The organism is Actinomyces sp. 565, assembly GCF_010365615.1.
Lineage (GTDB): Bacteria > Actinomycetota > Actinomycetes > Actinomycetales > Actinomycetaceae > Actinomyces.
Genome location: NZ_PIZD01000042.1, coordinates 1 through 6,530, shown reverse-complemented (window position 1 = coordinate 6,530; position 6,530 = coordinate 1). Strand labels below are relative to the sequence as shown.

Sequence of the window (6,530 nt, the reverse complement as noted above, 5' to 3'; positions counted from 1 at the left end):
CCATCACCAACATCACCGCCACCGCCCTAGTCATACTCAACCTGAACAACAACCTCCCCTGATGAGAAAGGCTCACTCAAGCTTCTCATCGAGGAAGCCGAGTCGGATCCTTTAGCCACCTGGCTGACCGAGCAGACCGCGAACGGCTTGTCTCTGTGCTCCTCCTTCTTGCTGCACACAGAGCTGTACTGCGCCGCTCGACGACGCCGACAGCTCGATATGCAGTCAACCGCATCATTACTGTCGGGGATCGAACTCATTGACATCTCGCGGGAGCATCTGCTCAACGCGGCGCGAGACACGGCGGGGCTGCGTGCGGCAGGCGCGATCCACCTCGCAGTTGCCCTGAACGTACGCTCCGACCTGCTCCTCACTTACGACCGGGAAATGCAACAAGCTGCACTGCAACGAGGGCTGACGGTGACCGCCCCTAGATGATTGATTCCCAGGGCACCGCCGGGGTTCGTCTTGAAGTGCGTACCCGCTTGGAGCGCCTTATACGCGCTCTCAGACGACCCAAGTAGAAGAACGCGGTCCAACTGGACAAAGGCGGTCAGCGCATGCGACGACCGGCTTGAGTCACAAGTACGCAGGTCGGCCCGCAGCAACTCATGGCTGCTGCGAGCCGACCTGCGTGTGTGCATGGCGGATCGAGCGATCAGCGCTCGACCTCGCCCCGGATAAAGGCCTCGGTGGAGTCCATGGCTTCCTCGTCGGGGCGCTGCTGCGGCGGAGACTTCATGAAGAAGGAGGCCGGGGACAGCAGCGGTCCGCCGATGCCGCGGTCCAGGCCGATCTTGGCGGCCCGGATGGCGTCAATGACCACGCCGGCGGAGTTCGGGGAGTCCCATACCTCCAGCTTGTACTCCAGGCTGACCGGGGCGCCGCCGAAGTTGCGGCCCTCCAGGCGTACGAAGGCGAACTTGCGGTCGTCCAGCCAGCCGACGTAGTCGGAGGGGCCGACGTGGATGTCCTTGTCGTCGAACTGCTTGGAGACGTTGGAGGTGACCGCCTGGGTCTTGGAGATCTTCTTCGACATCAGCCGCTCGCGCTCCAACATGTTCTTGAAGTCCATGTTGCCGCCGACGTTGAGCTGGTAGGTGCGGTCAATGGTGATGCCGCGCTCCTCAAACAGGCGAGCCAGCACCCGGTGGGTGATGGTGGCGCCGATCTGGGACTTGATGTCGTCGCCGATGATCGGCAGGCCGGCGTCGGTGAACTTCTGCGCCCAGGCCGGGTCGGAGGCGATGAACACCGGCAGGCAGTTGACGAAGGCGCAGCCGGCGTCGATGGCGCACTGGGCGTAGTAGCGGTCGGCCTCCTCCGATCCGACCGGCAGGTAGGAGACGACGACGTCTACCTGGGCGTCCTTCAGCGCCTGGACCACGTCGACCGGGGGCTCGGAGGACTCCTCAACGGTCTCCCGGTAGTACTTGCCGAAGCCGTCGAGGGTGACGCCGCGCTGGACCTTCACACCGGTGGGGGCGACGTCGGCGATCTTGATGGTGTTGTTCTCCGAGGCGTTGATGGCGTCTGCCAGGTCGAGCCCGACCTTGGCGGCATCAACGTCGAAGGCGGCAACGAACTCAATGTCCGAGACGTGGTAGTCACCGAACTTGACGTGCATCAGGCCGCCTACCGTGTCGGTCGGCTTGGCACCCGCGTAGTGGGTGACACCCTGCACCAGCGACGACGCGCAGTTGCCCACGCCGACGATGGCGACACGTATCTTGCTCATCTGTTCTCCTAATCGGCCAACCCATGACCGTTCGAGGATCTGACGCGCGCGATTTTAACGATCTTCCCTGGTCAGAGCATGTCACGCCCGTGAATTAGCGGCATTCAGCGAATGCGCAGCCCAGCTGACGCCGGCGTCAGTGTGGGAACCGTCATGTACGTCGGAGGCAAAAGCGCCCTGCTGGTGGCGTGCTTCGACGAACACATCGAGGCGCTGCACACCGGCCGCCCTCCGGCCAATGGCTGATTGGCCTGCTAGCAGTTGTGTTGCTCGGTGACGCCATCCTGTCGCTGAGACCGCCTGCATTCATCCACGTCAGTCTCACCGGAGTGGGGTTTCCGCGTCAGTGGTGGGGGGGCTACTGGAGGTGGCGCGCATAGTCCATAGGCGTACCGCTACCGGGACCACGCGCTCTCATGTCACCAGATGCACCACTTTCCCGGTCGGCTCCGCATAAGCATCAGGCTCCTCCCCCGGCATCCAGGGGAACACGCGCCTGCTCTAACTACTCCAACCTCGAAAGTGGTGCATCCAGTGACACCAACGGCTCTCGAACACGCCGTCTCAGCGGGTGCGTGCCTCCACGCGCCGCGCCATCGCACCCAGCGCCCAGTTGATGATCACGTAGATCACCGCGATGATCACGTAGGCGGGCAGGTAGACGTCCAGGTGTGCAGTGACGCGCGCGGAGGAGGTCAGCAGGCGTCCGGCGTACATCAGCTCCAGGTAGGCAACCACGTATCCCAGGGAGGAGTCCTTCAGGATCGTCACCAGCTGGGTAATCAGCGTCGGCAGCATCATGCGCAGCGCCTGCGGCGCCAGGATCAGCCGCATGGTCTGGCCACCGCTCAGCCCCAGCGCCTGGGCGGCCTCGCTCTGGCCCCGATCCAGGGCAAGCACCCCCGATCGGAATACCTCCGCCGTCGTGGCCGAGGAGCACATGATGATGGGCACGGTAAGCATCCAGAAGGGAGTCAGCGTAAGTCCCCAACGCGGCACCGCCAGCAGGAAGAAGTAGATCAGCAGCAGCATAGGGACGGCCCTCATGGTGTCGATCCACACGCCAACCATGGTGCGCCCCAGCCACGAGCGGCTCATACGTGCCCACCCCAGGGCGATGCCCAGTGGGAAGGACAGGGCGGCACCGACCACGGTGACCAGCATGGTGTCGGCCAGGGCGCGCCCGAGGTAGCCGACCACCGACTGCCCCAGGAAGTAGCGCCACTTGGGATAGGCGAGCTGGCCGGCCTGGCCGAGCTGGAACAGAGCCGCTGCGGCAAGCACCAGGACGATCAGGGTTACCAGCACCGATCCGATGAGGATACGGCGCCGTCCCTTGGGGCCCGGGGCGTCGAAGAGCAGGTCGGCGTCGGTGGCGCCGGATGCAGGGGCGGGAACGCGTGTTGTCATCACGCTCATGCGCGGGCCTCCCGTCCAGAGATGCGACGCTCAAGCAGGCCCCCGAGCTTGGTGGCCAGAAAAGCAATAGCCAGATAGGTGAGCCCAGAGGTGAGGAAGGTGATCACCGCCTGCGCGTAGCGCAGGTTCAGCTGCTGGGTGACATTGGTCAGCTCGGGCACGCCGATCGCGGCGGCCAGGGAGGAGCCGATCAGGCAGGAGATGAAGATGTTGACCAGGGGCTGAATGGTGCGGGCGAGTGCCTGCGGCAGCACCACCGAGGCGATGATCAGTCCGAAGGGCATGCCCAGGGCGCGGGCCGCCTCAATCTGGCCCTTGGACACGGAGTTGATGCCCGAGCGCACCGTCTCGCACACGAAGCCAGAGGCGGAGAAGACGATGGCTGTGACCGCCGCGGCGAACAGGGACAGCGGCACGCCTGCCCGGGGCGCGGCGAAGGCCGCCAGGATCATCAGGCACAGGGTGGGGATATTGCAGGCGACCGTCACCCAGGCAGCGCCCAGGGTGCGCAGCGGCGGTATCGGGCTCACGCGGAAGATCGCGATCACCGTCCCGACGACGAGCGCGCACACGAATCCGATTACGGAGATCGTCAGCGTCGTGGCCAGGCCCTGGCCGATCATACCGAGGTTGTCGGTAATGGCATTCATAGGCACCTCCTCCGGGGTGGCGGGTGGCCGACCCCGTCTGGGACGACCACCCGCCGGGTACTGCTTGGGGCGGGACGGACCGGCCGGCTCGCGTCAGTCGGTTGCCTCCGCCGTAGCGTCGGTGGCTGCGGTAGCGGTCACATCGGCGATCTCGGATCCGGGCACGGAGCCGAGAGCGGGCGGCTCGGGAGCCTCGCCGCCGATGATGGCGCCAATGGTGGCCTCCCAGATGGCGTTCCAGGTGCCGTCGTCGTAGATGGTCTGCAAGAACGTGTTGACGAAGGCCTGGGCGTCAGAGTCCTTGGGCAGGCCGATGCCGTAGGGGTCCTCGGTGAAGGGCTCGCCGACGATCTTTACGGCGTCATTGGACTGCACCTCACTGAGCTCGAGGGACTGGTCGACGACGTAGGCGTCCACCTGGCCGGCCTCCAGGGCAGCGACGCAACTGGAGTGGTCCTGGAACTGCGCCTGCTCGGCCTCGGGGGCGGCCTCGTCCAGGGCGGGGCCGGAGGAGGAGTTGGACTGGACGGCGACCTTCACGCCGGCCAGGTCGTCGACGCCGTTGATGTCAGTCTCGTCGGCGCGGACGAGCACGGACTGGCCGGAGGAATAGTAGGGGCCGGCGAAGGCGATCTTTTCGGCGCGCTCAGGGGTGATCGTGTAGGTGGCGAAGACGGCGTCGACCTGGCCGTTCTCGAGCATGGTCTCCCGGGTGTCGGAGGTGGCCTGGGTGACCTGCAGCAGAGAGCGGGCGTCGTCCCCGCCGATGATGTAGCGGGCCAGCACCTGGGCGAGGGCGGCGTCGAAGCCGGAGATCTCACCGGTGGCGGGATCCTCGATGGAGAACACCTCTGAGGTCTTGGTGCCGCCGGTCTTCAGTACCCCGGCATCCCGGATGGCCGAGGCCCAGGTGGAGGCGGCCACAACATCATCCGCGGCAACCGGGCCGGAGTTGATGACGGTGTCGTAGTCGACGGCGCCGGCTGAGGCGTCGACCGCCTGGCCGTCGGCGCCAGTGTCGGCGCAGGCCGCCAGCACGGCGGCGATCGAGGCAGCGCCGGCGGCGGTCAGCAGGCCGCGGCGAGACAGGCCGGGAAGAACAGACATGGTGGTTCCTTTCGACGATGGTTGAAGGAGCGGTTGAAGTAGTAGTCGATGGCAGTCGGCCCGGCAGCGCCTCAGTGGCTGAGCACCTTGGACAGGAAGTCGCGCGCCCGCTCGGTGCGCGGGGCGGCGAAGAAGTCCGCCGGCGCGGCGAGTTCCACGATCTGGCCGCCGTCCATGAAGGCGACGCGATCGGCGACAGAGCGGGCGAAGCCCATCTCGTGGGTGACTACGAGCATGGTCATGCCTTCTGCTGCCAAGTCTTTAATGACGTCGAGGACCTCGTTGATCATCTCCGGGTCCAGGGCGGAGGTGGGCTCGTCGAACAGCATGATCTTGGGGTCCATTGCAAGGGCGCGAGCGATGGCGACCCGCTGCTGCTGTCCGCCGGACAGCTGTGGTGGGCGCTTGGCAGCCTGGTCGGCGAGGCCGACGCGTTGAAGCAGCTGGCGCGCGCGGGCCTCGGCGTCCGCCTTGGGTACCTTGCGCACGCGGGTGGGCGCGAGAGTGATGTTGTCCAGCACGGTGCGGTGCGGGAACAGGTTGAAGGACTGGAAGACCATCCCCACCTCGGCGCGCAGGCGGGCCAGCTCGCGCCCCTCCTCAGGTAGGAGCTCACCATCGATCTCGATGGTGCCGGACTGGATCGTCTCGAGCCGGTTGATGGTACGGCACAGGGTTGACTTGCCGGAGCCGGAGGCCCCGATCACGGCGACCACCTCGCCGCGGTGAATGTCCAGCGAGACGTCGTCGAGCGCCTTGAAGTCGCCGTAGTACTTGCTGACGTGGCTGATGCGCACGAGCGGGTACTCAGTGCTGGAAGGGTTGGCGGGAGCAGGCACAGGAGCCTCTTCTCGTATTAGGGGCGAATGGGACTGAGACTGTCTCAACGACAGCAGCAACACATTCGCAAAACCACAGGTTCCCTCCGGTTCGGGTTCGCGGCGCCCGGCCGCGATCCGGGTTGGACCGAGCGGTACGCGCCAAGTGCACAGTAGCACCCGCACCCCGGGAGCGAGCATGCAGGTATCCAGCATTCGGGCGGACTGCGAGTGGCATCACAGCCCCGTCTCGGCAGTTGAGACACGCTGCGAGCCAGATGCAGAGGGGACTCCTGCATGGCTGCGTTGCGAACTACGATCCAGCCATGACCCCTGATGTCATCGACACTGCAGTCACTTCCCGCCGCCAGGCCCCTACCCCACCGTCCTGGACAATTCCCAGGTTAAGTCATGTGGCGTACTCCGGACGGCCCCTGCACGCGCTCGCAGGTGGTAGCCGAGCATGGCGCCAACCGCCACGCCACAGAAGGAGCGGTCAGCCGGCTGACCCAGATCCTCAGGGCACCTACTCTGAGAACCTCCGGCAGTGATCCTTCCGCGTATTCACTTACCTTGATGAAACCCGGTGCGCTTCAGATGCAGGGCTGCTATGAGTACGGCTCCTGGGACGAGGTGCGCAGTACGCGCCGACAGAGTGTTTTCGTCCGATCAGGAGTACGACGGGTTGTGGGCGCTCAGGACCGCCACAACGCCACTGACCACCCCGGCCAGGGCGCGGCCTCGAACGCTGATGGTAGTCTCACCAAGGTCACGGTTTGCTAGTCACTCGGGAGGAGA

The 6,530-nt window shown here is 65.5% G+C and carries 7 protein-coding genes; 2 read left to right on the top strand and 5 right to left on the bottom strand.

What is annotated here, in order from left to right; genetic code table 11:
- Positions 1-87 precede the first annotated feature (87 nt).
- Positions 88-438, top strand: coding sequence for a type II toxin-antitoxin system VapC family toxin (locus tag GZ997_RS06635; RefSeq protein WP_162679326.1), 351 nt, complete (start codon positions 88-90; stop codon positions 436-438).
- A gap of 220 nt (positions 439-658) precedes the next feature.
- Here the strand turns inward: GZ997_RS06635 and GZ997_RS06630 are convergent, their stop codons facing one another.
- Complete coding sequence (locus GZ997_RS06630; protein ID WP_162679324.1) at positions 659-1,738, bottom strand: inositol-3-phosphate synthase; 1,080 nt, start codon at positions 1,736-1,738, stop codon at positions 659-661.
- 111 nt (positions 1,739-1,849) lie between these two features.
- On the opposite strand from GZ997_RS06630, the gene GZ997_RS12945 reads away from it, so the two are divergent.
- Entirely contained in the window at positions 1,850-1,984 is a 135-nt protein-coding gene (locus GZ997_RS12945) for a hypothetical protein (RefSeq protein ID WP_275405356.1), read from the top strand.
- A gap of 318 nt (positions 1,985-2,302) precedes the next feature.
- Here the strand turns inward: GZ997_RS12945 and GZ997_RS06625 are convergent, their stop codons facing one another.
- The 4 genes from GZ997_RS06625 to GZ997_RS06610 form a co-directional block, all read right to left on the bottom strand.
- A complete protein-coding gene (locus GZ997_RS06625) occupies positions 2,303-3,157 on the bottom strand; it encodes an amino acid ABC transporter permease (RefSeq protein ID WP_237564083.1) in 855 nt (284 codons plus the stop codon).
- Entirely contained in the window at positions 3,154-3,807 is a 654-nt protein-coding gene (locus GZ997_RS06620; protein ID WP_162679323.1) for an amino acid ABC transporter permease, read from the bottom strand. The genes GZ997_RS06625 and GZ997_RS06620 overlap by 4 nt, the downstream gene beginning before the upstream one ends.
- Positions 3,808-3,900: 93 nt before the next feature.
- Positions 3,901-4,914, bottom strand: a complete 1,014-nt coding sequence (locus GZ997_RS06615) for a glutamate ABC transporter substrate-binding protein (RefSeq protein WP_162679322.1) — start codon at positions 4,912-4,914, stop codon at positions 3,901-3,903.
- A gap of 71 nt (positions 4,915-4,985) precedes the next feature.
- Entirely contained in the window at positions 4,986-5,753 is a 768-nt protein-coding gene (locus GZ997_RS06610) for an amino acid ABC transporter ATP-binding protein (protein ID WP_308807156.1), read from the bottom strand.
- Positions 5,754-6,530: the final 777 nt, after the last annotated feature.